Below are 23,952 nucleotides of genomic sequence, written 5' to 3' on the forward strand. Positions count from 1 at the left end.
CTGATAGAAACAGAAGCCACTGGAGCACCTCAAAAACACCATCATACACTAAATCAGTAAGTTGGCAGCATCACCGGCTTGCGACTAGTTTTAAAGTAGCCACTGGTGTTCCACATCGGTTTTCGCACATTTATACAACATTGCGACAGGCTCATTCACTGAGTCGCAAACAGCTGTTCATACATGGTGCTGGCGATAAAAAGGATCAGGTGCAAATGCAAACAAAAATAAAAAGAATAATGGATAAGTTATTTTATCATGAGTCGTGGGACATCATGCTTATTAAGGATAATGGTACACACTCATTCCCCGACAACACTCTGGAGATATTAAGCAAATCCACTGCGCAGCAGTTAAAAAAGAAATATACATTTCAGGCCGATCCTTTTCTGATTGAAAAAGACGATAAACTGTATGTTTTCTATGAAGCTCTTAGCTTTCGCAACTCAAAAGGCACGCTACGATGTCGCGTTCTTGACCGTGAACTGGTTGAACTTGAAGATATTAGGCTTGAAGGCTTTGACGACTTACAGTGTCATTTGTCATTCCCTTATCTGATACATATCAACGATCAACTGTTCATGATCCCCGAGTCTTCAGAAAGAAAAGAGGTAATACTGTTTCAGTCAATTGAGTTCCCTGCACGCTGGAAGCAAGTTAAAGTTTTAATCTCTGATACCCAATTAACCGACAACGTATTTATCTCAATTAATGAAACCTGTTATCTGTTGTCCACCACGATGGATAACGAAATAATTATTCATTCAGCAGATCATATTTATGGACAATGGCAGCGGATTACCCCCTCATTGAAGGTGAGCAATCCCCATCATCGAGGTGCAGGTGCCTCCTATCAGGTCGAAAATAAAATGTACTTCCTTACACAGGAGTGCACGCCTGAAACTTATGGAAAATCAATCTATATCAAAGAATTAGTGACACTAAACGACACTAATTTTGCTGAAAATCTGATCGAACAAATCAATTCGTCGATCAACCACAGTGACGGCGTCCACACGCTGAACTTCTCAAATAACTATATTGTTTATGATACAAAAATAAACAAATTCAGCTTTTTATCTATACTTAAAAAAATTTCTTATAAATGCATGGTGAGGTATCGCAATTATTACCTTACCAAACGTTACCAATAACGCGTTCTCTATGGTACTGGCGTGAATCAATCCCCGTTTATCTGGAGTCTGTATGGCAATTCTTGTCACTGGTGGTGCAGGTTATATTGGTTCACATACTGTGTTAACGCTACTGGAAAGAGGCGATGATGTCGTAGTCATCGATAATCTGGCGAACGCCAGCAGAATCTCGCTGGACAGGGTTGCGGAACTCACCGGAAGAGAGCCCATTGTCTATATCGCCGATGTTCTCGACAGGCAGGCATTAAAAAACATTTTCGCCGACCATAACATCACCGATGTCATTCATTTTGCGGGACTCAAATCGGTTTCAGAGTCGATAAAAGAGCCCCTCGCCTACTATGAAAACAACGTTACCGGAACGCTGGTTTTACTGGATGAGATGCTGGCCGCTGGCGTTAATCGTTTCATTTTTAGCTCATCTGCCACGGTATATGGTAATCCAGAAAGCGTACCGCTGAGCGAGCAATCGCGCACGGGTGGTACCACTAATCCGTACGGCACGTCTAAGTTGATGGTCGAACAAATTCTGGCCGATTTCTCACGTGCACAACCCGATTTTCGCATTACCTGTCTGCGCTATTTCAACCCGGTTGGCGCCCATCCATCAGGTCGGATTGGTGAAGATCCTAACGGTATCCCTAATAACCTGGTTCCGTATATCTCCCAGGTCGCGATTGGTAAGCTGGAAACCGTGTCTGTGTACGGTAATGATTATCCAACCCCTGATGGTACCGGTGTGCGAGATTATATTCACGTCATGGATCTGGCGACCGGTCATTTAGCCGCGCTGGATTGCCAGAACAAAGGCGCGGCTTACAAAGTGATTAATCTCGGTACCGGTGTCGGTTATTCCGTAATTAATCTGATTGAGGCGTTTGAAAAAGCGGCGCAGACAAAAATAAACTATCAGTTTGTCGCCAGAAGACCCGGAGATATTGCCGAATGTTGGTCTGACCCATCGCTGGCATACAAAGAGCTAGGTTGGAAGGCCATCTACAACCTTGATGAAATGATGCGTGACACCTGGAACTGGCAAAAAAATAACCCGAATGGGTATCGAATTTAATGTTCTCAGCAGCGAGCCTGACCGTCAGGCTCGCTGCTGTGTCTGACTAGCGTACCGTTATTGTTGACACCCGGTACCAGCCGCTGCTCTGCTTCCCTTCATTGGCAAAGTTAATTCTCGCCGCCCCCGACTTATCCAGCATCGCAACCTCAATCGCGTATTGCCCTTTCGCCAGTCGGCCTGGCATAGATAACGCGTAACTGACCTGATACTTACCGGGGAGCCAGCGGCGAATATCCTCCGCGGAATTCCCCTGTGCCACCACCTTATTGGCGCTGTCTACGACCCGGAATGCCAGCATGTAAGGCAGATAAATCGGTGCGATACCCTCATTGTACCAGGTACTGTTTAATGTCAGCGTTTGTCCGCTGTCCCACACGGACTCATGACTCAGGGACGCAAGGCGAAATCGATAGCCCAATTTGGTCAGCGCATCGTCGACAATCGGTCGATAGTCGCTGGGTATCGTTCTCGATTTCAGGTTAATGGTACTGGCGTGCTGCTTGACCGCCCAGTCAAAAATCCCCTGCACTTCAGCACGTGTATAGTGAAAGGTGTTCTTCCAGTCCTGCATATACGAGCAGATCTCCAGACTCACCGGCGCACGTTTCCAGGCGTCGTTGAACCCTGAATAACTCTGCTGCGCAGCCAGCAATCGCTGGGGGTAATCATCAGCCATATGGTTCCAGGTGTCCGAAAATACGCGCAGGTCCCCCCAACAGTCCGCACGCCACCCAGCCCCACGCGCCACGGCATTCGCCAGACTTTGACCGCCGCTTATCAGCATGGTTTTTGGTGTCACCGGAAAAGCAGAAAAGTGCATCGCGACGTAGCGATCCAGTTGCGCCGTGGTGTATCGCTCCAGTAATGGCTTCAGGTTCGGGAAGTTGCTGTTATGCCATTCTCCCCACGATCCCACCATGCCAATATCAACAAACGCGAGATTCTCATTACCATCGTAGCGCTTACCAAATGCGTTCAACAGACGCTGACTGTATTGAATAAACAGAGGATCGTCTAAATCCGGGGCAAATGTCTTTTTATCCGGCGTCCAGGTTCCTTTCACGCCTTTTTTAATCAGCCAGTCAGGAATTTGCGAACCGCTTTCCGGCTCTGCCAGAGCCATAAAGCGTAGCCCGACATTCATCGCAGGGCGATGTGCCGCCGCGTATTTAAAGGCATCATCCACCAACGCAAAATTGTACTGGCCTTCGACTGGCTCCAGATCCCGCCAGTAAAAACGCTCGTATTCAAATCCGGTATTGGGATAGTCCGCCAGCCCCAGCGTTTCACCGTATCCCTGATGAAAACTTGCCACGCCAATCCCCGGATTGGTTAACGGGCCCGTCAATGCTTTGGGGGTAACGGTCGTCAATGCGGCCATAACCGTCAGCGGGAAAAACATGCACAACAACGCACAAACCCATTTACGCTTCATCGCAAAGACGTCCTCCACCAATTTGTTAACGCTAGCGGTCTTTCAGACTTAACCACCAGTCCCAGATACCTACGTGAAAATTTTGGAACACATCAATACCTAACGCGGATTTGATCATATACAGCGTCAGCAATATGCAGCAGGTGACGAATAGCACGGCAATCAGCAGCAAAAAAGTGAGCAACATTCTCGACAGGGTTGATTCCTGGCGATGCTGGCGGCGTAAATCTCTGCCAAACAAAAAAACCAGATAATAACGCTTGCTGAAAAAAGGAAAGCTTCTGCGAATATCGATCTGATGCCGCGAAGTCAGGGTTGTAGCAAGGAGCGCTTTTTCCACCCCTTCTTTTTGTTCAGGGGTCAATTCCTCCGCTATCCGCTCATCAAGGTGAGCGTAAAACCGTTCGATGGCAGGAGGACGATTTTGAGGACTGGTCAAAATTAACCTATATCTTTATCAATGGAGTGGTAGACGTTAACCGTCTTTTTGGCGATTTCATGCCAATTGTAGTTTTGCAAATATACACCATAGTCCACGCTATTTGCTGTTGCCCCTTGGCCTAATTTTTCAGCCAGACCGGTTACATCTCCCACCTTAAAATAGGCCTCGGCGGGCAGTTGAACTTCAAGGTTAGCCGGAATATCACTGACGACGGCCGGAAGAGAAAATGACATTGCCTCCAGCAGCGCAATGGGCAATCCTTCATGGTATGAGGGCATCACAAACAATTTAGCCTGCGAAAACACCGCCTGAAGTTCGTCACCACGTAAAAAACCAGTCATCACAACACCTGGCGTGTCGGCGGCAAGCTTTTTGAGGCGCACGCTGTATTCGGTCGGATGATCCGCATCGCCAATTAGTACTAACGGTATGGTCAAACCACTGTGTTGATAAGCGGCGATGGCATCATGCATCCCTTTTTCTTCCACAAACCGCCCAACCACCACGAGGTAGTTTTTCGGCTGTAGCCCAAAGCGGGAGAGCGTATTGTCGATGGTGAGCTGTGATAATAACCGCGGCTTGTTCACGCCATTGTGAATTAAATGCGCATCATAGCGACCGTGTTTTTTCTGGATCAGTTGATTAATAACTTCAGAAATCACAATCACCTCGTTGGCATATCTCACCGCCCAACGCTCACCCAGCAACAATATTTTTTTGGCTACATATCCCCATTTCTGGCGATCGTAATCGGGCCCGTGATGGGTAAAAACTACCTTTTTACCCATCACGCGTAAGAGTGGGATCACAAGGCCAGGGCCGATAGCATGGACATGCACAATATCCGAATGGTCGATACGTGTCCTAAACGCCGCTATAACGGAATGGACAATAGCTTCCAGCGAACGCTTTTTAGGTGCCCACAGCGCGTAAGTTTCGACTTTTTTATATACCGATCGTTTGTAATTTACATATGGCGAGCGAGCGATCACGCAAACATCCACGTCGAACTGCTGTTTAATGGCAGGATAAAGATTCTGACAGTGTGTCTCCACACCGCCTAATACATCGGGAATACCACGCGTTCCAAAAACCGTTATTTTTTTACTCATACTATGGCCTGCTCAGCAGTTCTTTATACAGCGCCTGTAGGGTATCCATATGTTTACTCAGCGCATATTTTTCACTCAACCGTGCACGACCTTGTAAGCCCATATTCCTCGCCTTCTCAGGCGAGTCGGCCAGAGCGTCCATCGCATTGGCTAACTCATGCACATTACCCGGTTCGAATAAAATCCCTTCGACACCGTCACGAATTTGTTCCGGTATACCGCCGATGCGCGACCCGATAACCGGTTTGCCTAAGGACATCGCTTCTAATATCGCCATAGAACAGTTTTCATAGCATTCTGAAGGCAGGATCACCGCTCGCGCATGCTTAATAAGCTTATCGAGCGCCTCCCCTTGTTGCACATAACCTAAAAACTCAACATCAGGGTATTTGGCGGCTAATTCATCATGCAACGGACCGTGCCCCACAACTTTCAGCGGCGCGCTGTTCTGCATTTTTTTATGCGCTGCCAACAACGTTGCCACGCCCTTTTCACGGCTCAGACGACCGAAGTACAGCATATAGCCTTCATCGCTTACTTCGGCCAGGGGACGGCTATCATCAACGCCATTGACGATGACATCAATGCGCGAATTTGGCAGCGTGCGCAGCAAAACACCGCGTAAAAAAACGCTTGGTGAAACAATCACATCCAGTGCCTGATAGTTTTGTGCAATGTACTGCCAGGTTGCCTCCAGGGAGAGCAGTAAACTTTTTGAGGCTGAACCTTCCTGACAACGATACCTGAAGGCGTTGAAAACCGTTCCGGTAATACAGGAATCGCACACTTTGCCGTCGCGCAGCATGGAATACGCGGGGCACACAATCTTATAGTCATGCGCAGTCAGCACCGTTTTGCAGCCAAAATTGCGCGCAACTTTAATCAATGCCGGTGTTAACTGATGGTAGATGTTGTGAAAGTGGACAATATCCGGGCGCTCTTTTTCTAATAGCGCCAGCATTTTTTTGCAGGCCTGCGAATTATGAATAAAGTTAACCGCCGTTTTGATACCGCCCAGCAGATTGCTCGCTTTGTGGTAGTCCACATTACTGACAAAATAATCCGCATAGTCCGAGGGGAAATTATTCTCATGATGCATAGAGAAATCAATAACCTGCACTCCGGCCTGTTTCAGCATATCGCGCTCTTGAAAATAAACCGTTTCCGCGCCGCCTTTAATGAAAAAAAACTTATTCACTAATAAAACTTTCATTGCGCCAGCCTTAGTTATTCATGAATGATTTTACTGTCAGGCGGAGTCAACGGATCGCGTACTGGATAAAAAATACCTTTGATCAGCCCCGCTGAGCGTACGATTAAATTAATAACGCTTTGCAGCCCATCTGTTAACGAGCGGTTTTGCACAATCTTCAACAAAGCAAACGCCAGTAATGGTAGAAGCGCAACGGCAAACACATTGATATTTAAACTGAGCAGCGCCACAAATAAGAGAATAAGGTAAAGCGCAAATACCGCCTCATTCTTCACGATATTGAATGACTGGGAAAACCAGGGCTTCCCCCAACTACAACGCAAAAGCTCACCCGGTGCCTGGTAATAACCGCTGGTCCAGCGCCGCGCCAGCATCTTAAACGTCGGCAGCGTATGTGACGTATGGCTGAAGTAAGGAATATCCAGACGCCGCAGTTTATAGCCTGCTTCGATTAAACGCAGGCCCAGTTCAGCCTCTTCATACGCGTGCAAATTACGGTTAGTCAGATAACCAATTTTTTCAATTGCCGACCGACGATACAGCCCACCGCCACCCAGATGATCGCTATCCCCGAGTGGATAGATTTTATTAATGCGTTGCTTACGCGATTTAAATTCATAGTTAACGGCATCGTCCATTTCAACGGTTCCCGCAACGCCTGCATATTCTGGTTCGGCCTGCAAAAACGCGACCGCCTGATCCACAAAGCCCTCTTCCAGTTCCATGTCGCCGTCCATCAGCAGCAGATAATCCCCTTCACTATACAGATAACCTAACTGGTGCCCGACGCCACAGCAGCGATCGCCAGGGTCAGTTAAGGACACTACGGTCACCCCTTTATCGATCGCAAGCTGTTGGGTGTTATCCGTTGACAGACTATCTGCCACAATAATTTTGTGTGGATAATCAATAAGCTGCTTACGGATACTGTCAATCGTCTTCTCAATACATTTAGATTCATTGAGTGTTTTAATACTCACTGAAATAAACGGTTTTTGGTCCATACAATTACCCTACGCAGCGAAGGACGGTTCGACGAATCACTAAACTTGATCCTAGTGATAAATAGAACAGGAATTGTAACATCGGTGTAATCATCAGTATCTGGCTATAAGGTAAGCTAATTAAGCAACTAATCGCAAAAGCGTTAAACGCCGGTGCAAAGCTCAACAACTGAAGATCCTGCTGGTCCAGTTGCTCAAGCATCAGTAATGGCTTTGGCTGACAAACCTTCAGGATATAAATGAATAAGCTAATAAAGAGCAACGTGCCGATCACCCCCACTTCCCACAGCAGCATACTCAGGGAAGTCGAGTCAAGAATTAAGTTGTAGATAATATTCAAAAAGCCCGGCGACACCGTACTACCACTGTTAGTTGCATTGAGTCCGTAGCCAAATAACGTTCCTGAAAGCCCCCACAGATCGTTATTTTTCAACCAGAACAGGAACGTCGTAAAGCGCCCTAACTCACCGGTAGACATAATGTAGTTCGGATCAAAGATATAGCTTAAGGAGTCGATAAAAATACTTAACGAGCTTTTCGATGGATCGCCACCGAACGCCGTAGAATAATAGTACGCGAGGATCACAATCGACAGGCTAATAAGCAACAGCATTCCCGCCACAATAACCAATAACGTCTTCAGATTGACCTTACTAACGTCTTTGACGTAGCTCGGTGAAAGCCACACCCACGCCAGGAATATAGGCGATAGCAGAATGACAAACTTTACTTCACCAATGATGCATAACCCGATACCGAGAACAATATGCAGCGCCATGGATTTGAACGTGGTGAGTCCATGCTTATATTCTGAGACTTTTAACAACATAATTAACAGGCAAAACAGGCCCATTGCGGCAGTATTCCCGCCCCCCATGGGGTCACCGCCAAACGTGCCAACCACGGAGTCCCATTTCTCATCTTCACCACGCACCGCGACGCGCTGGGGAACGACCAGTAACACCTGATAAATCATTACCGGAATCTGCGCGTAAAACACCCAATACAGATAGCGCGTTGCGCGGTAAATCTGTGACTCCCGGCAAAAGCCCAGCAGCAAACAGATCATCACCAGCGACAGCGCAATTTCGTTTTTAAATGCCACAATCGCGACGGTGATCCCGCCCTGAATCAGCGTCGATGCTCCAGCCAGCACCAGAAACGAAAAGTACAATGCCAGGACAATCGTCTCCTGGGCATCCAGATGTAAGGAGCCATCACGTGTCTGCATCACCAATAATCCCACCATCAATAAGGTGAGGAAAAAAGGTATCCACAGCACTGACTGCATGCCGGTAAAGTATTGCACCAAGCCACACAGGATCAGCGTGACAAAGGTATAAACCTGTAAATAGTATCCGGTATTAAGCGTCATAGTATCACCGGCTTGTCTTTCAGGAGATTGGCTCGCTTATTCATTTTTAGATAAATGAAGGCGTAGCGAATAAATGTCAGTGAAGAAAACAAGATGACCGACGTTGCATAATCTTTATAAAAATAGGGCGTCACAACAAAAGCGAAGAGTACAATTGCCAGCTGTTCCAGTTGGATGCGCAGAAAATAGCGATGGGAACCAAAAATAAGCTCTATCACCGTCAGAGGGCTTATCGCGAGCGCAGGGAATAAATAGGGCAACATGTAGCGTGACGTCTCAATGGAGTTAATCCAGTCTTCGCTAAAACCGAGGCGCATCACAATCGGATAGAAAATAAAAACCCCAAGGGTACAGATAACCCCTAATACCAGCAATAGCATACGTACCTTGGTATACTCCTGATAGTTAAAGGTATTATTTCTGAAGTCGATAGACCATTTGGAAAAAATAGTATTGCGCACCGCATTCCCGATGATCACCACCGGAGCCAGGCAAAAGCGGCTAACCACGGAAAAATAACCCGCCGTCAGCGCCGAGAACCAAAAGTTAATCAGCATAATAGGCAAATTGCTGCTGGCCATCGCCAACACTTCCGCGCTGCCCACTTTGGTAATGTGATGAATATTCTGTTTGAAAAAATGCCAATTACTGGCGGGTCGCAGATGTCTGGCCGCCACCGAACGAATATCAAACGAATGCAAAATACAGCTTATGGTCAGCACCATCGTCGCGCAGGCCCACGACCAATAAAATAGTTGTACATGGTGCGTAAGAAGGACGGAAAGTACAACGACCACAGAAACAGAAATACGCTGGAAAATCAGAAAACGAAAGTTGGCCGTGCGTAGCGACAGGTTTTCCGAGATTAAAACCCACGCCGTTGCCAGCGTTAGCAAATAGAGAAACAGGATGTTCTGGTGAAACAGCCACGCGGTAAGCACGGCGTAAGGTAAGGCAATGATCGTGCTTTGGATCAGGCAAAACACAACATTCTGTACCAGTTCGTCATCCTGCTGCTTAGGAATTAACAGTTGTGATGCAAAGGTACACACCTGAGCGCCCACCACGGCGATGCTGTAGTTGAGCGCATAAAGCCCCACTTCAGCCATATCGTACTTGTGTGAAATCAACCAAATAGACAGTGCACCAATCAACTGCGAGATGACTGATGAACCGGCTATTGTGGAAGCGCTCTTCAGTAGACTCATACGCGGCCTGGCGTTGCCATCAGTTGATCGGTACTGAAGTTCAGTGAACGCAGACCTTCTTGCGTCTCAAGATCCTTTTCTTCAACTGCATTGAGCACCGCACCAATCACCACGCCGTTATTTTCCTCGATCTTATCCAGCGCGTTGGCGATTTGTCCCGCCGACCCCACCCCGGCTTTCACAATGAAAACAACGCCATCGACGGCACGTTTGATCAGTTGAACATCCTGACTCTGATTCACAGCAGCAACATCAATAATGATGCGCTGATAATGCGATTTCAACTCGCGCATTAAGAGTTCAACATGCTCCGAAGACAGCATCAGTAAAGATGAGATGGTGCTCTTACCGTGAGGAATAAAGTCGAGATTATCACTGAGTTTGATCCGCGCCTGTTCAAGCTCTGTCTCCCCGCGTAACAGTTCCGCTAAGCCTGCAGATGTAGCTGACGCCAGCTCGGATGTGAGCCCACCAGTGTTAAAGAAATCCGCATCAATAAGCAGTGTTTTCTGGTCGAAACTAAAAGAGTTAGCTAACAGATTCGCCAACAAAGAACGCCCATCGCCGTGCTCCGTTGACGCCACGGCGAGCGTCTGTAAAGGTCGATTATCCAGCATAATCCGGGTACGGATACCGTGCACGATATCGGCATTAAGCGGGTTCTTCATGATCATGTCCCGCACCTGTGCGCGCCCTGAGATTCCGCTAAAACGACGAATTTCACCCAACGGAACAACATTGAGCCGTTTTTTCATGCGACTGAGGGTACCGATTGAGTTATCCATTGCCGCTTTGACAATGAAATACATGATGCTGAACACCACCACCAGCATGACCACCATCAGCAATAATAAAGATTTATTCGGTTTCGCCGGTTTTAACGCGGGTACTGCAGGGTCGTATAACACCGCATCGGCATTCACGCCGGACAGCGACAGCTCCTGAGTACGTTGATAAAGCGATTTATACAGGTCTTCCATTTTATCTAACGACAGCTTTTGACTGTTCCAGACATCCCGTTTTGACGCCATTTTCTGGAAGATCTCTTTCTGCTCAGCCACCTGCTGTTGATAGTTTTTTTCGTCCGCCAGCGCTGCCAGATATTGCTGACGTAAACCGACCTTCAGCTCACCCAACACTCGTCCGGTCTGGCTTTGGATCGACTGAACATCGGCTTCTGCTTTTAAAATGGCAGGATTTTTTGGCCCATAGACTTTACGCTGTTCGGACAACGTTCGTTGCGCCTGAATCAACGCAATGCGCAAATCCTGGATCTGAGCGTGGTTAGAGACCGAAGGCAGCGAGATAACGCTCTCAATGGACTTACCTCCCCCGTTCACCTCGTTATAGACGGATTCAGCGGCAACCCGACGCTGGGTCGCATCGGCCAGGCGATTGGTTACGATACTTAACTGCTCGGTTTCAAAACCATCGATACCGCGGAAGGTCAGCAGCCCGGCATTTTTCAGATAGCTGTCCATCTCGTCTTTTTGCTTAGCTATCGACTTCTGAATCTCTTCCATTTTTTCAAAATTCAGTTCGCGAGCTTTCTCCACCTTCAGGCGTTTCTGCTCCACCGTGTAGTTGATGAAAGCCTGCGCGACGCCATTCGCAATGTCAGCCGCAACCTGAGGGGACGTTGATTCATAGGTAATAGACGCCAGGTTCGTCGTACGAATACCAATGACATTCAGATTTTTCGCCAGCGTTTTCAGCGCTTGCTCCATTCTCAGTTGTCGACTTTCATTGCTATCAGCCCTCTGAGCACCGGCTTTTTCCCCGGTAAACTCCGGGTTTTCATCCAGCTTCATATCACGTACGGCTTGCTCCAGCACAATACGTGAATGCATCAACGCATATTGTGTTTCGTAGTAACCACTGCGCGTTGAATCGAAACCATCAACCTGTGGAAACGGAGAAACGTTATCAGCCTGCGCCTTAATCAGCACCGTCGCCGTTGAAACATACTTTGAAGACATCATGCTGATTAACGGATACGCGACGACCCCGGCAACGATACCGACCAGCGCGATTTTCCAGGCGTTCTTTTTCAGCTCTTTGGCAAAGCGGGAGAATTCGACACTGCTTTCTCGTTTTTTGCCGTTTTCCACTATTGATAGTTTCATCGTCAGAAGAACCCCATGCCAATAATCACGACATCCCCAGGATGAACAGAGTGCGTTAAATCGACATTCTCAAGCAGCTGATTGCTCCCTGACAGGCGAATGTTGATATCTTTTCGGTCAGCACGATCTGTAAATCCACCCGCCTGCGCAATAGATTTCTCGACGGTAAGCCCTGGCTCATAGGCGAAGCCATTTGGACTTTTTACCTCACCTGAAACATAGTATTTGCGGAACTCGGCAATACTCACCGTCACCATCGGAGATGTAAAATAATCTCCGGTCAGGCGTTGAGTTAATTCTTTAGTCACTTGATCAACGGTTTTATCTTGTAATTTAAGAGCACCAACAAACGGGAAATTAATTTCCCCGCTCTTATCCAAAATAAACCGCATCGTCATATCGGGTTGACCATGAACAGCGATATTGACCGTATCCCCCGCCCCAAGCCGATAATCCTGCTGAACAGTAGCAGGATCGTCCATTAATCGCGGGCTGGACGCTGTGCATCCGACCAACAGGATACTGAATAGCAAAACCGCGCACAGTTCTATTATTTTCATTTTAGATCTGAACCTTAGCTTTAAGCATAATCATAGAATTATCATAACCCAACGTTCTAATGACTTCCTGATTGTCGTTGGGACCGATATAAAACGAGTCAGTATCCTTATTCGAATTTAATGTATCTATCTGATATTTAATCTCAAAATTAACCGACGGCGTGTAGTCATAGCTCATGGTGACGCTAAACACGCCATCTTTATCATGCCGATCCTTGTTCTGTTTTTTATAGTCTTCCGAAGTGAATGAGTAGTCCAATAAAGTAGAAAAACGAGTACCTAACCAGAAATGCTGGTAAGAAAGGCCATACTGGGTCACTAAAATATATCCCCCAACTTCCGATGGGTCTTTAATGCTTTGCGCAGAATGGGCCGTGAAAACAGACTGCTGTAACGGCTTCCACTCCGCTTTTATGTCCCAGTTTAGACCATTAAAATCATGCGAGTTTGCGTTGTTTTCAAATGTTTTATACAGCCATGAAATATTCATGTCGACATTGGTTTTCCCCGTCAACTGCGACTTCAGGCCATACAGCAAATAATACTCATTAGTGTCTTTATCTGAGTTGTTATCATAGCGACGCTGGTTAGTAATAAAGCTATAGCGAAAGCGCGTTCTGGATGAGTATTGGTCAAAAACTTCCGCTATCAGGCTATTTTCATGCCATTCCTGTTCCTGAATATAATTGTAGAAGTCCTCACTGCTGTCCCGAACATCAGAGGTGTTACCGAAAGTCAGTTTTTTGTATAACAATGCCAGTTCCGCTTTGCCGCGACCATCAGGCGCACCGTAGCTGTAACGCAATTCACTATTGATAAAATTCGTCGTCAGCGGAGATTTAATCCCATACTGCTCAAACTGACTCGGTAGAAAACCCTCGGTGATATCACGGCCGCGGGATTCATGCCCAAGCGAATCCTCCAGATTGAGGGTTAAGCCATGCATGAGCCCATAACGCCAGGCACCGTTAAAACGGAAAAAATGATCGTTGTAGTTATCAGCAGAATCGCTTGAGTAGTTACGATAATCCCCAGAGTACATCAGCAAATACTTATCCTGACCACGCTCTCCAATCATACTCAGAACGGGCGCAGCACTCTGAAACGAGGAACCGATAGCATCGCTGCTATGTGGCTGATAAGACACGTTATCATTATAACCATAGTCCACAGAGACCTTGCCCTGGAAGTCTATCCCCGCAAAGCCAATGTGTGATTTCGGTGTTAAATCAGCCCATGCGGACTGCGATATCACGATTCCGGTAATAACGAGTAATTTAGTATGCATTCTTACCGACAAATCCTTTGAAAATAGTTTTAATAATAATTTTTATATCCAGCCATAACGACCAGTTTTGAATGTACTCAATATCGTACTGAACCCTTTTTTCCATCTTATAAAGCGCATCGATTTCCCCACGGAACCCGTTGATCTGCGCAAGCCCAGTGATCCCTGGCTTAACTTTATGGCGAATCATGTAATTTTCGACCTGTTTGCGGTACTGCTCATTATGCGTAACCGCATGAGGTCTGGGACCGACAATCGACATACTTCCCTGCAAAACATTAATAAATTGCGGAAGTTCATCCAGCGAAGTGCGGCGCAAAAAGCTCCCGAATTTGGTTACCCGTGGATCGTTTTTAGTGGCCTGAATAACCGTATCGGAATTCTCCATGACGCGCATAGAACGAAACTTCCAGACCTTAATTTTTTGCCCGCTCAAGCCATAGCGGTCCTGTTTGAAAAAAACAGGCCCACGGGACGTGAGTTTGATACCAATGGCAATCGCCAGCATCAGGGAGGAAATCATCACCATAATGACGCTGCCAAGAACCAAATCTTCCGCCCGCTTAATAAACGAGCCAGCCCCCTCAAAAGGTGAACTAAAGATACCGATAGTTTGCAGATTGTGGATGGATCGTAACTTGGACATGTTGTTACTGTAGGTATAAAAGTCAGGGACAATATAGGTATCTACGGTGGTGTCTGACATCATGGCCAAAAAGTGACGAATGCGATGTAAAGCAACCATCGGTAAAGCAATATAGATTTCGTCTATGTTTCCCTTCTTGGCTTCCTCGACCAGATTGATAACCGGACCACGAAAGGGACTTTTAACCTTATCAACGACATCGCCACAACGAGATAAGGCGCGCTCATCATAAAAGGCCAGATCTAATGTGATATTGGCGTATTCATTCATTAGCGCGGTTTCTGCGGCCAGACCATTGTCGGTCAGACCAATAATCGCCACCCGTATACTCTTTTTCGTTGAATACTTAAAAATAAAAAAACGAATGTAGTAAAGAAAAGGTAATGGAATGAAGTACCAGTAAATAATGGCTGAATAAAAAGGGGAAGGCAGTCTGTCTAAGTAGCCCAGTGACTCAGGTTCAGCCACCGTCATACTGACCAGTTCGTTAAAAAAAATCGCCAGCAGCGTACAAAAAACCAAGCGCTTTTGATTACGTAAACCGATCGTCTTAATCTTTTGCTGGTACATTTTAATGTATTCAGCAAACAGCAAGAAAAAGATGGAGAAGAGAAGACTCAAAATGGCAATGGTGTTAAAGGGCACCAAACCCAGCAAATGGGCGCTAAAAATTAACGTCACATTGATAACAATGAAATCGACCAGTTTTAAAAAGACTGGATATCCCTGGCTGCTAATCTTTAGCGATTTTTTAAGCATATCTCAGCCCATTATTTATTGATCTTTAATTGTTTTTTTCTCATTTCATGTTGCTAATTATATCACAAGTCTAAAAAACGCAATGGCACATTGTCAGTAAATGTAAAAAATAATACTCATTACTGTGACAACCCTCTCCAGTGAAATCGTATCTATATGATTTTAATGCGGTTGATATCAATAGAAGTTTTATCTACCTCAGCAAAAAAGATAACCTTTAACAACATTATCGCTATTGACAGATAACATCTCATGGTCTATGAAAGAGTGTTTTATGTATGATAAATTGCACAAAAGTATTGTTTCAGTGACGTTGAATCACTTTAGCGTTACTGTTTAATACAGTAATTAAAATAAAAACAGCTGCCTTAAGACAACATTTCAAATGATATTAATAATACAATTAATTACTTTTTATTATAATTAAACAACAAATATCATCACCATGAATACCTCATACGGTAACGCTTAAAAAGCGTACCTGAACCCTCAGCCCACCTAATGTCTCACTACGCGTTAGCTGAGGATGCGTGCGATGCAGGCGAGCAATATCATTGACCAGCGCCAGGCCGATCCCGGCGCCTGGGACATTGCCTACGTTATCAAGACGATGAAACGGTAGCAGAGCCTGATGAACCATCTGCTCATCTATGCCCGGTCCGCTATCTTCGACCACCAGCACCACGGCCTCTCCTTCTCGTTGCAGTCGGGCGGTCACCATCCCCTGTGACGGCGTGTATTTCAGTGCGTTATCCAGCAGATTCCCACACAGTTCACCGAGCAGCACTTCATCTCCCTCGACCCACACCGCGTCCTGTTCCCCTTCATAGCCCAGATCGATCCCTTTACTACGCGACTGCGCCAGTCGGGTAAAACAGCTGCTTTGCACCACCTCATACAGATTAACCGGCGAGAAATGCCTTTCCCCCTGCTCCTTGCGCTTCACCGCAGACAACTGCAACAGCCTCTCCGTCAGTTGAATGGTATTATCGAGCGTGCTACTCATGGCTTGTAAACTCTCATACCATTGCCGCGGTTCGGCGCTGGCGAGAGCCACCGATGCCTGAGTTTTCAGTACCGCCAACGGCGTTTTGAGCTGATGGGAAGCATCCGCGCTGAAGCGCTCCTGACGAGAGATCAGACCGCGAAGTCGGTCCAGATAACGGTTGAAAGCCACAATCAGCAGACGGGTTTCCGACCATGGCAGCAGTTCCGGCAGCGGTGTCAGCAAGCCTGGCTCACGACGCACCATCAGCGATGACAGCTGGCGCATCGGGCGCAGCACCCGGCGCAGCAGCCAGCCAACCAGCACCAGCGTCAGCAGCACCAGTAGCCCTTGCGAAACCCACGAGGAAAACAGCAGCTGTCGCGCCAGATAGCGCCGCGATTGCAGCGTTTCGGCAACATAAATCTCCGCCATGCCGACAATGCCGCCTTCGTTGACGGGCTGCAGCAGACGCGCCACACGGATTGCCTCACCGCGATATTCAGTGTGATAAAACCATGCCAGCGCCGGATAAAGCCGCGTGCGCGAGGTAGCTGGCGGCATCGCCGGTAAATCGTCATAACCAGAGATAACCTTCCCCGCCGGATCAACCACTTTGTAGTACAGTCGGTCATTCATATTCAATTCAAAGCTGTCCAGCACCACCCATGGCACGTTCACTTCCAGCTGTTTATTGCGCACCACCAGCCGCTCGGAAACGGTCCTGGCGGATGAAAGGAGCGTGCGGTCATACGCCTGGGTCGCCGCCTGTAGCGCACTGACATAGCTGTTAAATGCCGACAGCCCCCACAGCAACATTAGCGGCAAGCCCAGAAACATCAGCAGTTGCAGGTACAACGATTGGGGTTTAACCCACTTCATCGCTACGCTCCAGCACATAGCCCAGACCGCGCAGCGTAGCAATACGCACATCGCTTCCCTGTAGCTTTTTGCGCAAACGATGGATATACAGCTCAATGCTTTCGGGACTAACCTCATCACTCAGGCTGAAGACCTGCTCAAACAACTGCTGACGTGAAACCGGCCGCAACCGACGGTACATCAGCACCGTCAACAGCGCCTGTTCACGTGGCGTGAGCGCCAACGGCTGCCCCTGCAACAGAAAATAGCCTTCATCGTGAAACGCCAGCTCCCCCAGTTGCTGTATGCCTTGCACCTGTCCCGCACTGCGACGCAGCAAGGCCCGCAGCCGGGCATCCAGTTCCTCGATTTCAAACGGCTTTGCCAGATAATCATCGGCTCCGACGTTCAACCCTTTCACCCTATCGGCCACCGCGCTACGCGCCGTCAGCAGCAGGACAGGAAGCGTCTGCCCGCGTTTGCGCAGCCGCTGAACGACTTCCAGACCATCCAGCCCCGGCATATTGATGTCCAGCACCGCCAGCGCATACGTTTCGCTATGTAAAAGATGGTCGGCTGCCAGGCCATCAAACACGCAGTCAACGGCAAAACCGTTTTGCACCAGCGCTTTCTCCAGCCAGTGAGCTAACTCACGGTTATCTTCCGCTAATAAGAGACGCATATCACATCCTGTAAAGTTTCTGCCGCATTGAAAGGGAATTGAAAGGTTAATGTTTTAACAATCACGCAACCGAACTGCTACACATCGGCTCACATAATCACAAAAATCTTCTTCCGTACCCGAAAATCCGGTTTTCCGGCGTGAGGATAAACAATGAAAAAACAGTTACTTCGTACCCTTACTGCAAGCATTTTATTGATGAGTACCTCTGTACTGGCGGAACAAGCGCCATCGCGCACTGAATGTATCGCCCCTGCTAAACCCGGCGGCGGTTTCGATCTCACCTGTAAGTTGATTCAGGTGAGCATGATGGAAACCGGCGCTATCGAAAAACCGATGCGCGTCACCTACATGCCCGGTGGCGTTGGTGCCGTGGCCTATAACGCGATCGTCGCTCAACGCCCGGCTGAAGCGGGAACCGTAGTGGCCTTCTCCGGCGGCTCACTGCTGAACCTGTCACAGGGCAAGTTTGGTCGCTACGGCGTGGATGATGTCCGCTGGCTGGCAAGTGTGGGTACCGACTACGGCATGATTGCCGTGCGCCAGGACTCACCGTGGAAAACGCTGAAAGATCTGCTGACGGCAATGGAAAAAGACCCTAACAGCGTGGTCATTGGTGCAGGTGCCTCTATCGGTAGCCAGGACTGGATGAAGTCGGCGCTGCTGGCGCAAAAAGCCAATGTCGATCCACACAAGATGCGCTATGTGGCCTTTGAAGGCGGTGGCGAGCCGGTTACCGCACTGATGGGCAATCACGTGCAGGTGGTTTCCGGCGATCTCAGTGAGATGGTGCCTTACCTCAGCGGCGACAAAATCCGCGTGCTCGCGGTGTTCTCTGATGAACGCCTGCCGGGACAGTTAGCCAACGTGCCAACCGCCAAAGAGCAGGGTTATGACCTCGTGTGGCCTATCATTCGTGGCTTCTACGTTGGGCCAAAAGTCAGCGACGCCGAGTATCAGTGGTGGGTTGATGCCTTTAACAAACTCCAGCAGACCGATGAGTTTAAAAAGCAGCGCGATCTGCGCGGCCTGTTTGAATTCAACATGAGTGGCAAACAGCTCGACGACTACGTGAAAAAGCAGGTCACGGATTATCGTGAGCAGGCGAAAGCCTTCGGTCTGGCGAAGTAAACGCAGAGGCAAAGATGATGAGCGATCGTATTTTCGCAGGTATCTGGCTGTTGCTCTGCATAGCCGGGCTGTTCGTGGCCTGGCAAATCAGCAGCGAATACAGCTATGAACCCGTAGGGCCGCGTCCCTTCCCGCTTGGCATTATCGGTCTGATGTTGGTCTGTGCCGTGGCGCTGCTGTTGCGCCATCCGGACACCATCAGTTGGCCCCGTCGCCACGTGCTGCAAAAGCTGCTGACGATGGTCATTGTTCTGTTGATGTACGCCTGGGGTTTTGAGTGGCTCGGTTTTCCCATCGCCACCGCCATTCTCACCGTGGTGATTGGCATGCTGTTCGGTGCAACCATCCCGGCTGCGGGTATTTCCGGCGCGGTGCTCGGCATTCTGCTGTGGTATGCCTTTGACCGACTGCTTGACGTCACCTTACCACTCGGCGCCTGGCTGGGTTAACGGAGAAACGATGGATACCTGGATTTATCTTTCTCAGGGTTTCGCGGTGGCAATGACACCGGAAAACCTGGTCATCGCCTTGATAGGCTGTTTTGTCGGCACCATTGTGGGTTTGCTGCCCGGCCTTGGGCCGATCAACGGCGTGGCGATCCTGCTGCCGCTGGCCTTTGCTTTGCATCTGCCCGCAGAATCCGCGCTGATCCTGCTGGCTACAGTCTACATAGGCTGTGAATATGGCGGGCGCATCTCCTCCATCCTGTTGAATGTTCCCGGCGATGCGGCGGCGATTATGACCGCGCTGGATGGTTACCCTATGGCGCAGCAAGGACGCGGTGGCGTGGCGCTCTCTATCTCGGCGGTCAGCTCTTTCTTTGGTTCGCTTATCGCCATCGGCGGCATCATTCTGTTTGCCCCGGCGTTAGCCCAATGGTCGCTGGCCTTCGGTCCAGCGGAATACTTTGCCTTAATGGTTTTCGCCATTGCCTGTCTCGGCAGCATGATGGCGCAAAATCCGCTGAAATCATTTCTGGCAGCGCTTATCGGTCTCGGACTTGCGACCGTCGGCGTAGACGCCAACACCGGGGTTTATCGCTTTACTTTTGACAGTGTCCATCTCTCTGACGGTGTGCAGTTTATCGTGGTGGTGATTGGGCTGTTCTCTGTCTCTGAAATATTGTTAATGCTGGAACATACCAGCAGTGGCCAGACGCTGGTGCGTAAAACGGGCCGCATGTTGTTCAACGCCAAAGAAGGCGCACAGTGCGTAGGGGCCACCCTGCGTTCATCAGTGATTGGCTTTTTCGTCGGCGTTCTGCCTGGCGCTGGCGCCACCATTGCCAGTGCCATCACCTACATGACCGAGAAAAAGCTCAGCGGCAACAGCGACAGCTTTGGCAAGGGGGATATTCGCGGCGTTGCGGCGCCAGAAGCCGCCAACAACGCCTCGGCCTGCGGCTCTTTTATTCCGATGCTGACGCTCGGCGTGCCGGGCTCCGGTACCACGGCGGTGATGATGGGCGCGCTAACGCTGTACAACATCACCCCGGGTCCAGCCATGTTTACCGAGCAGCCGGATATCGTTTGGGGGCTGATTGCAGCGCTGCTGATTGCTAACGTAATGCTGCTGGTGATGAACATTCCACTGATCGGTCTGTTTACCCGCATGCTGACCATCCCGCTGTGGTTTTTGGTACCGGCTATCGCGGCAGTTTCCGCGGTTGGCGTGTACGCCGTTCACAGCACCACCTTCGATTTGGTATTGATGGTCGCCCTCGGCGTGCTGGGCTACATCCTGCGTAAAATGCACTTCCCAATGTCGCCATTGATTCTGGGCTTCGTTCTCGGGGAAATGCTGGAGCAGAACCTGCGCCGGGCGTTGTCTATCAGTAACGGCAGTATGGATATTCTGTGGGCCAGCGGCGTGGCGAAAGTGCTGCTGGTGATGGCGGTACTGGTTATCGTGGTCCCGCCGGTGCTGCGCATGATCCGTAAACGCAACAGCAAACCGCAGGTGGATATCGGCTAACAAATTGCCGGATGGCGGCGCTATTGCGCCCTATCCGGCCTACAATTTGGCTCGGTTGTAGGCCGGATAAGCGCAACGTCATCCGGCATTTTCATCTTCAGCGCAAACTTCGCGTTCCTTCCAGCAGGTGCTCAACAAACCGTGTCAGCTTAGGCAACGGACGCAAATCCTGTCGCCACAGCAAATGAATTGGCCGCGGCTGCGGCGTAAACCCTTCCAGGATCCGAATCAATTTCCCCGTAGCCAGTTCTTGCGCCAGCAGCACCTCAGGTTGCAATAACAGCCCAGCCCCCGCTACCGCCGCCATACGCAGGCCATGACCATCGTTACAACGCAGGATCGCATCGCGCTTCCATCTGACCTCCCCCGTCACGCCAGGCAGTATCCACTCGTTGCGAGCCGTCCACACGGTATGGGACAGGCACAGATGATCCACCAGATCCGCGGGCGTCCGGGGGGTGCCATGGCGGGCAAGATAATCTGGCGAAGCACAAATTGCCATACGGTAGGGACACAGGTATTTCGCCACCACGTCTGTCTGATGGATATCGCCAATGCGGATCGCCAGATCGACACCTTCATTCACCAGATCAACCATCCGGTTGGTGAGATCCAGTTCAATGCGCACCTCTGGCCAGGTCTGTAAAAACGCAGCGGCCAGCGGCGAGATCACGCAAGCGCCAAAAGAAGTGGGCGCGCTAATGCGCAGCGTCCCCGCAGGTGCCAGCCGCAGACGCTCTACCGAACGTTCGGCTATCAATACCTGCTCCAGCACACGACGGGCTTCTTCAAAATAGACGCGTCCGGCATCGGTCAGACTCTGGCGGCGCGTATTGCGCTCCAGCAAACGCGTGCCGAGCTGCGCTTCCAGTTGGGTGATATATTTTCCCACCATCACCGCAGACATCTCTAGCCTCGTCGCCGCAGAAGTAAAGCTCCCACTCTCCACCACGGCGACAAACGTTTCCATGCCGCGCAGTTTATCCATATTACAAACCCCTGGTTAGTAATCATCTAACTTTTAGCCAGTTTATCTGATTTCATTTTCATTAAAGAATAGCGGCTCACACTATTGCGGAGGTGGTTATGAAAATCGTCATTATTGGTGCCAGTGGTACAGTGGGTCGCGCAGTTACAGAAGCATTGAGCCGTAAACATGAGGTGGTCCGCGTGGGTCGCACTCAGGGGGATTACCAGGTCGATATCACCTCGCAGGAGAGTGTCGAGGCCTTGTTTGAAAAAGTCGGTCGGGTAGATGCGATCGTTTCCGCCACCGGTAATCTGTTCTTTGGGCCGCTGTCGACAATGACCGACCAGGACTTTAATCAGGGGCTTCAGGATAAGCTATTAGGCCAGATACGCCTGGCATTAACCGGGCAGCATTTTCTGAATGCTGGCGGATCGATAACGTTAATTAGCGGCATTATCGCCCACGAGCCCATCGCACAGGGGACAAACGCCGCAACGATTAATGCCGGGCTGGAAGGATTTGTTCGCGCCGCGGCCTGTGAACTAGGCCATGGTCAACGCATTAACCTGATAAGTCCGACCGTGCTGAGTGAATCCGCCGAAGCTTACGACAGTTTCTTCCCGGGCTTTGAAAGCGTGCCCGCCACCACCGTCGCCAACGCCTACCGCCGCAGTGTGGAAGGCATCCAAACCGGGCGTATTTATAAAGTCGGTTACTGACTTTGCCGCTGCCGTTGACTCATCACCAACGGCAGCGTGATTAACCCACTGTTTTAAAATACTTTATCTTTTCCCTCGCATTAACCCACACCCTTCACAATGTTAAATAATTGTTGCTTTTGATCACAAATAATAAACAAACAAGTTCATTCTGTGCGCGTTTTTCAAAAATGTAGATATTTTTAATTTATGGCTATGAAACGAGCTGCGCCATATCTCCCTGACAATCTACTGAGAGGAACGATTTGATGAACGCACTGACTGCCGTAAAACCGAACGCTGAAGATCCAGCCCAGCACTACAGCGGTTTCACGCTGAAACCGTCAGCCCAATCCCCACGCCTGCTGGAGCTGACTTTTTCTGCTGAGACCACTGAGCAATTTCTGCAGGCCGTCGCGCAGTGGCCGGTTCAGGCGCTGGAATACAAATCCTTCTTGCGCTTCAAAGTGGGCAAAATCCTCGACGACCTGTGCGGCAATCAGTTACAGCCCCTGCTGCTGAAAACCCTGCTCGATCGTGCCGAAGGCGCACTGCTAATCAATGCCGTTGGCGTAGACGACGTGGCGCAGGCGGAAGAGATGGTCAAGCTGGCAACGGCGGTAGCGCACCTCATCGGACGCTCTAATTTTGATGCGATGAGCGGTCAATATTACGCTCGTTTTGTGGTGAAAAACGTCGATAACTCAGACAGCTATCTGCGCCAGCCTCACCGAGTGATGGAATTGCACAACGACGGAACCTACCTCGAAGAAATCACCGATTACGTGCTGATGATGAAGATCGACGAGCAGAACATGACCGGCGGTAACTCGCTGCTACTGCACCTCGACGACTGGGAGCATCTGGAGCAGTACTTTACCCATCCTCTGGCGCGTCGCGCCATGCGCTTTGCCGCACCGCCAAGCAAAAACGTCAGTCAGGAAGTGTTCCATCCGGTATTTGACGTTGACCAGCAGGGCCGCCCGGTAATGCGCTACATCGACCAGTTCGTCCAGCCAAAAGACTATGAAGAAGGCGTCTGGCTGAGTGACCTGTCCGATGCGCTGGAAACCAGCAAGAGCATTATTTCCGTTCCGGTTTCAGTAGGTAAATTCCTGCTGATCAACAACCTGTTCTGGCTGCACGGGCGCGATCGTTTCACTTCGCATCCGGACTTGCGCCGCGAACTGATGCGCCAGCGTGGTTATTTTGCGTACGCGACAAACCACTACCAGACCCATCAGTAAGCGCGAAGGA

21 protein-coding genes are annotated in these 23,952 nt (G+C 49.4%); 7 read left to right on the forward strand and 14 right to left on the reverse strand.

Annotation, left to right across the window (positions count from 1 at the left end; translation table 11 throughout):
* Positions 1–215 precede the first annotated feature (215 nt).
* Together OGX92_RS15255 and galE are read left to right on the forward strand one after the other, a co-directional pair.
* Positions 216–1,154, forward strand: coding sequence for a glucosamine inositolphosphorylceramide transferase family protein (locus OGX92_RS15255; protein WP_286586787.1), 939 nt, complete (start codon positions 216–218; stop codon positions 1,152–1,154).
* 52 nt (positions 1,155–1,206) lie between these two features.
* Positions 1,207–2,223: a UDP-glucose 4-epimerase GalE gene (gene galE / locus OGX92_RS15260; protein WP_149385068.1), complete on the forward strand. Its 1,017-nt coding sequence runs from the start codon at positions 1,207–1,209 to the stop codon at positions 2,221–2,223.
* Positions 2,224–2,269: 46 nt separating this feature from the next.
* On the opposite strand, the gene OGX92_RS15265 is transcribed toward galE, so the two are convergent.
* The 13 genes from OGX92_RS15265 to tctD form a co-directional block, all read right to left on the reverse strand.
* Positions 2,270–3,661, reverse strand: a complete 1,392-nt coding sequence (locus OGX92_RS15265) for a DUF4832 domain-containing protein (protein WP_191222242.1) — start codon at positions 3,659–3,661, stop codon at positions 2,270–2,272.
* Between the two features lie 31 nt (positions 3,662–3,692).
* Positions 3,693–4,100 (reverse strand): hypothetical protein, encoded by a 408-nt coding sequence (locus tag OGX92_RS15270; RefSeq protein WP_003826052.1) that lies wholly within the window; start codon positions 4,098–4,100, stop codon positions 3,693–3,695.
* A gap of 2 nt (positions 4,101–4,102) precedes the next feature.
* Positions 4,103–5,215, reverse strand: a complete 1,113-nt coding sequence (locus OGX92_RS15275; RefSeq protein ID WP_063940998.1) for a glycosyltransferase family 4 protein — start codon at positions 5,213–5,215, stop codon at positions 4,103–4,105.
* Position 5,216: 1 nt separating this feature from the next.
* Positions 5,217–6,428 (reverse strand): glycosyltransferase family 4 protein, encoded by a 1,212-nt coding sequence (locus OGX92_RS15280; RefSeq protein WP_063940997.1) that lies wholly within the window; start codon positions 6,426–6,428, stop codon positions 5,217–5,219.
* 14 nt (positions 6,429–6,442) lie between these two features.
* Positions 6,443–7,432 (reverse strand): glycosyltransferase family 2 protein, encoded by a 990-nt coding sequence (locus OGX92_RS15285; protein ID WP_063940996.1) that lies wholly within the window; start codon positions 7,430–7,432, stop codon positions 6,443–6,445.
* A gap of 4 nt (positions 7,433–7,436) precedes the next feature.
* Positions 7,437–8,807, reverse strand: a complete 1,371-nt coding sequence (locus OGX92_RS15290) for a hypothetical protein (RefSeq protein WP_003826045.1) — start codon at positions 8,805–8,807, stop codon at positions 7,437–7,439.
* Positions 8,804–10,015: a lipopolysaccharide biosynthesis protein gene (locus OGX92_RS15295; RefSeq protein WP_003826042.1), complete on the reverse strand. Its 1,212-nt coding sequence runs from the start codon at positions 10,013–10,015 to the stop codon at positions 8,804–8,806. Before OGX92_RS15295 ends, OGX92_RS15290 begins: the two co-directional genes overlap by 4 nt.
* Positions 10,012–12,141 carry a GumC family protein gene (locus OGX92_RS15300; RefSeq protein ID WP_286586747.1) on the reverse strand — a complete coding sequence of 710 codons (2,130 nt, stop codon included), beginning with the start codon at positions 12,139–12,141 and terminating at the stop codon, positions 10,012–10,014. Before OGX92_RS15300 ends, OGX92_RS15295 begins: the two co-directional genes overlap by 4 nt.
* Before the next feature lie 2 nt (positions 12,142–12,143).
* Complete coding sequence (locus OGX92_RS15305) at positions 12,144–12,701, reverse strand: polysaccharide biosynthesis/export family protein (RefSeq protein ID WP_003826038.1); 558 nt, start codon at positions 12,699–12,701, stop codon at positions 12,144–12,146.
* Position 12,702: 1 nt separating this feature from the next.
* Positions 12,703–13,989: an outer membrane beta-barrel protein gene (locus OGX92_RS15310; protein ID WP_003826036.1), complete on the reverse strand. Its 1,287-nt coding sequence runs from the start codon at positions 13,987–13,989 to the stop codon at positions 12,703–12,705.
* Positions 13,979–15,394: an undecaprenyl-phosphate glucose phosphotransferase gene (locus OGX92_RS15315; protein WP_003826035.1), complete on the reverse strand. Its 1,416-nt coding sequence runs from the start codon at positions 15,392–15,394 to the stop codon at positions 13,979–13,981. Before OGX92_RS15315 ends, OGX92_RS15310 begins: the two co-directional genes overlap by 11 nt.
* Positions 15,395–15,848: 454 nt before the next feature.
* Positions 15,849–17,261, reverse strand: a complete 1,413-nt coding sequence (locus tag OGX92_RS15320) for a sensor histidine kinase (protein ID WP_286586748.1) — start codon at positions 17,259–17,261, stop codon at positions 15,849–15,851.
* Entirely contained in the window at positions 17,248–17,922 is a 675-nt protein-coding gene (tctD, locus tag OGX92_RS15325; protein WP_003826032.1) for a transcriptional regulator TctD, read from the reverse strand. Before tctD ends, OGX92_RS15320 begins: the two co-directional genes overlap by 14 nt.
* A 153-nt stretch (positions 17,923–18,075) precedes the next feature.
* On the opposite strand from tctD, the gene OGX92_RS15330 reads away from it, so the two are divergent.
* From OGX92_RS15330 to OGX92_RS15340, 3 genes are read left to right on the forward strand one after another with little or no spacing between them, the layout of a single operon-like run.
* On the forward strand, positions 18,076–19,053 hold the full coding sequence (locus OGX92_RS15330) for a Bug family tripartite tricarboxylate transporter substrate binding protein (protein ID WP_003826029.1): 978 nt from the start codon (positions 18,076–18,078) through the stop codon (positions 19,051–19,053).
* A 14-nt stretch (positions 19,054–19,067) separates the two neighbouring features.
* Positions 19,068–19,502, forward strand: a complete 435-nt coding sequence (locus OGX92_RS15335) for a tripartite tricarboxylate transporter TctB family protein (RefSeq protein ID WP_100247225.1) — start codon at positions 19,068–19,070, stop codon at positions 19,500–19,502.
* A gap of 10 nt (positions 19,503–19,512) precedes the next feature.
* Positions 19,513–21,027 (forward strand): tripartite tricarboxylate transporter permease, encoded by a 1,515-nt coding sequence (locus OGX92_RS15340; RefSeq protein WP_003826025.1) that lies wholly within the window; start codon positions 19,513–19,515, stop codon positions 21,025–21,027.
* 97 nt (positions 21,028–21,124) lie between these two features.
* Here the strand turns inward: OGX92_RS15340 and OGX92_RS15345 are convergent, their stop codons facing one another.
* Positions 21,125–22,015, reverse strand: a complete 891-nt coding sequence (locus tag OGX92_RS15345) for a LysR substrate-binding domain-containing protein (RefSeq protein ID WP_286586750.1) — start codon at positions 22,013–22,015, stop codon at positions 21,125–21,127.
* 98 nt (positions 22,016–22,113) lie between these two features.
* Here OGX92_RS15345 and OGX92_RS15350 point away from each other — a divergent pair, with 98 nt between their 5' ends.
* Both OGX92_RS15350 and glaH read left to right on the forward strand, forming a co-directional pair.
* Positions 22,114–22,716 carry a short chain dehydrogenase gene (locus OGX92_RS15350; RefSeq protein ID WP_003826021.1) on the forward strand — a complete coding sequence of 201 codons (603 nt, stop codon included), beginning with the start codon at positions 22,114–22,116 and terminating at the stop codon, positions 22,714–22,716.
* Between the two features lie 248 nt (positions 22,717–22,964).
* Positions 22,965–23,942, forward strand: a complete 978-nt coding sequence (glaH, locus tag OGX92_RS15355; protein WP_003826020.1) for a glutarate dioxygenase GlaH — start codon at positions 22,965–22,967, stop codon at positions 23,940–23,942.
* The last annotated feature ends 10 nt before the right edge of the window (positions 23,943–23,952 follow it).

It is taken from the genome of Citrobacter sp. Cpo089 (assembly GCF_030332695.1).
Lineage (GTDB): Bacteria > Pseudomonadota > Gammaproteobacteria > Enterobacterales > Enterobacteriaceae > Citrobacter > Citrobacter portucalensis.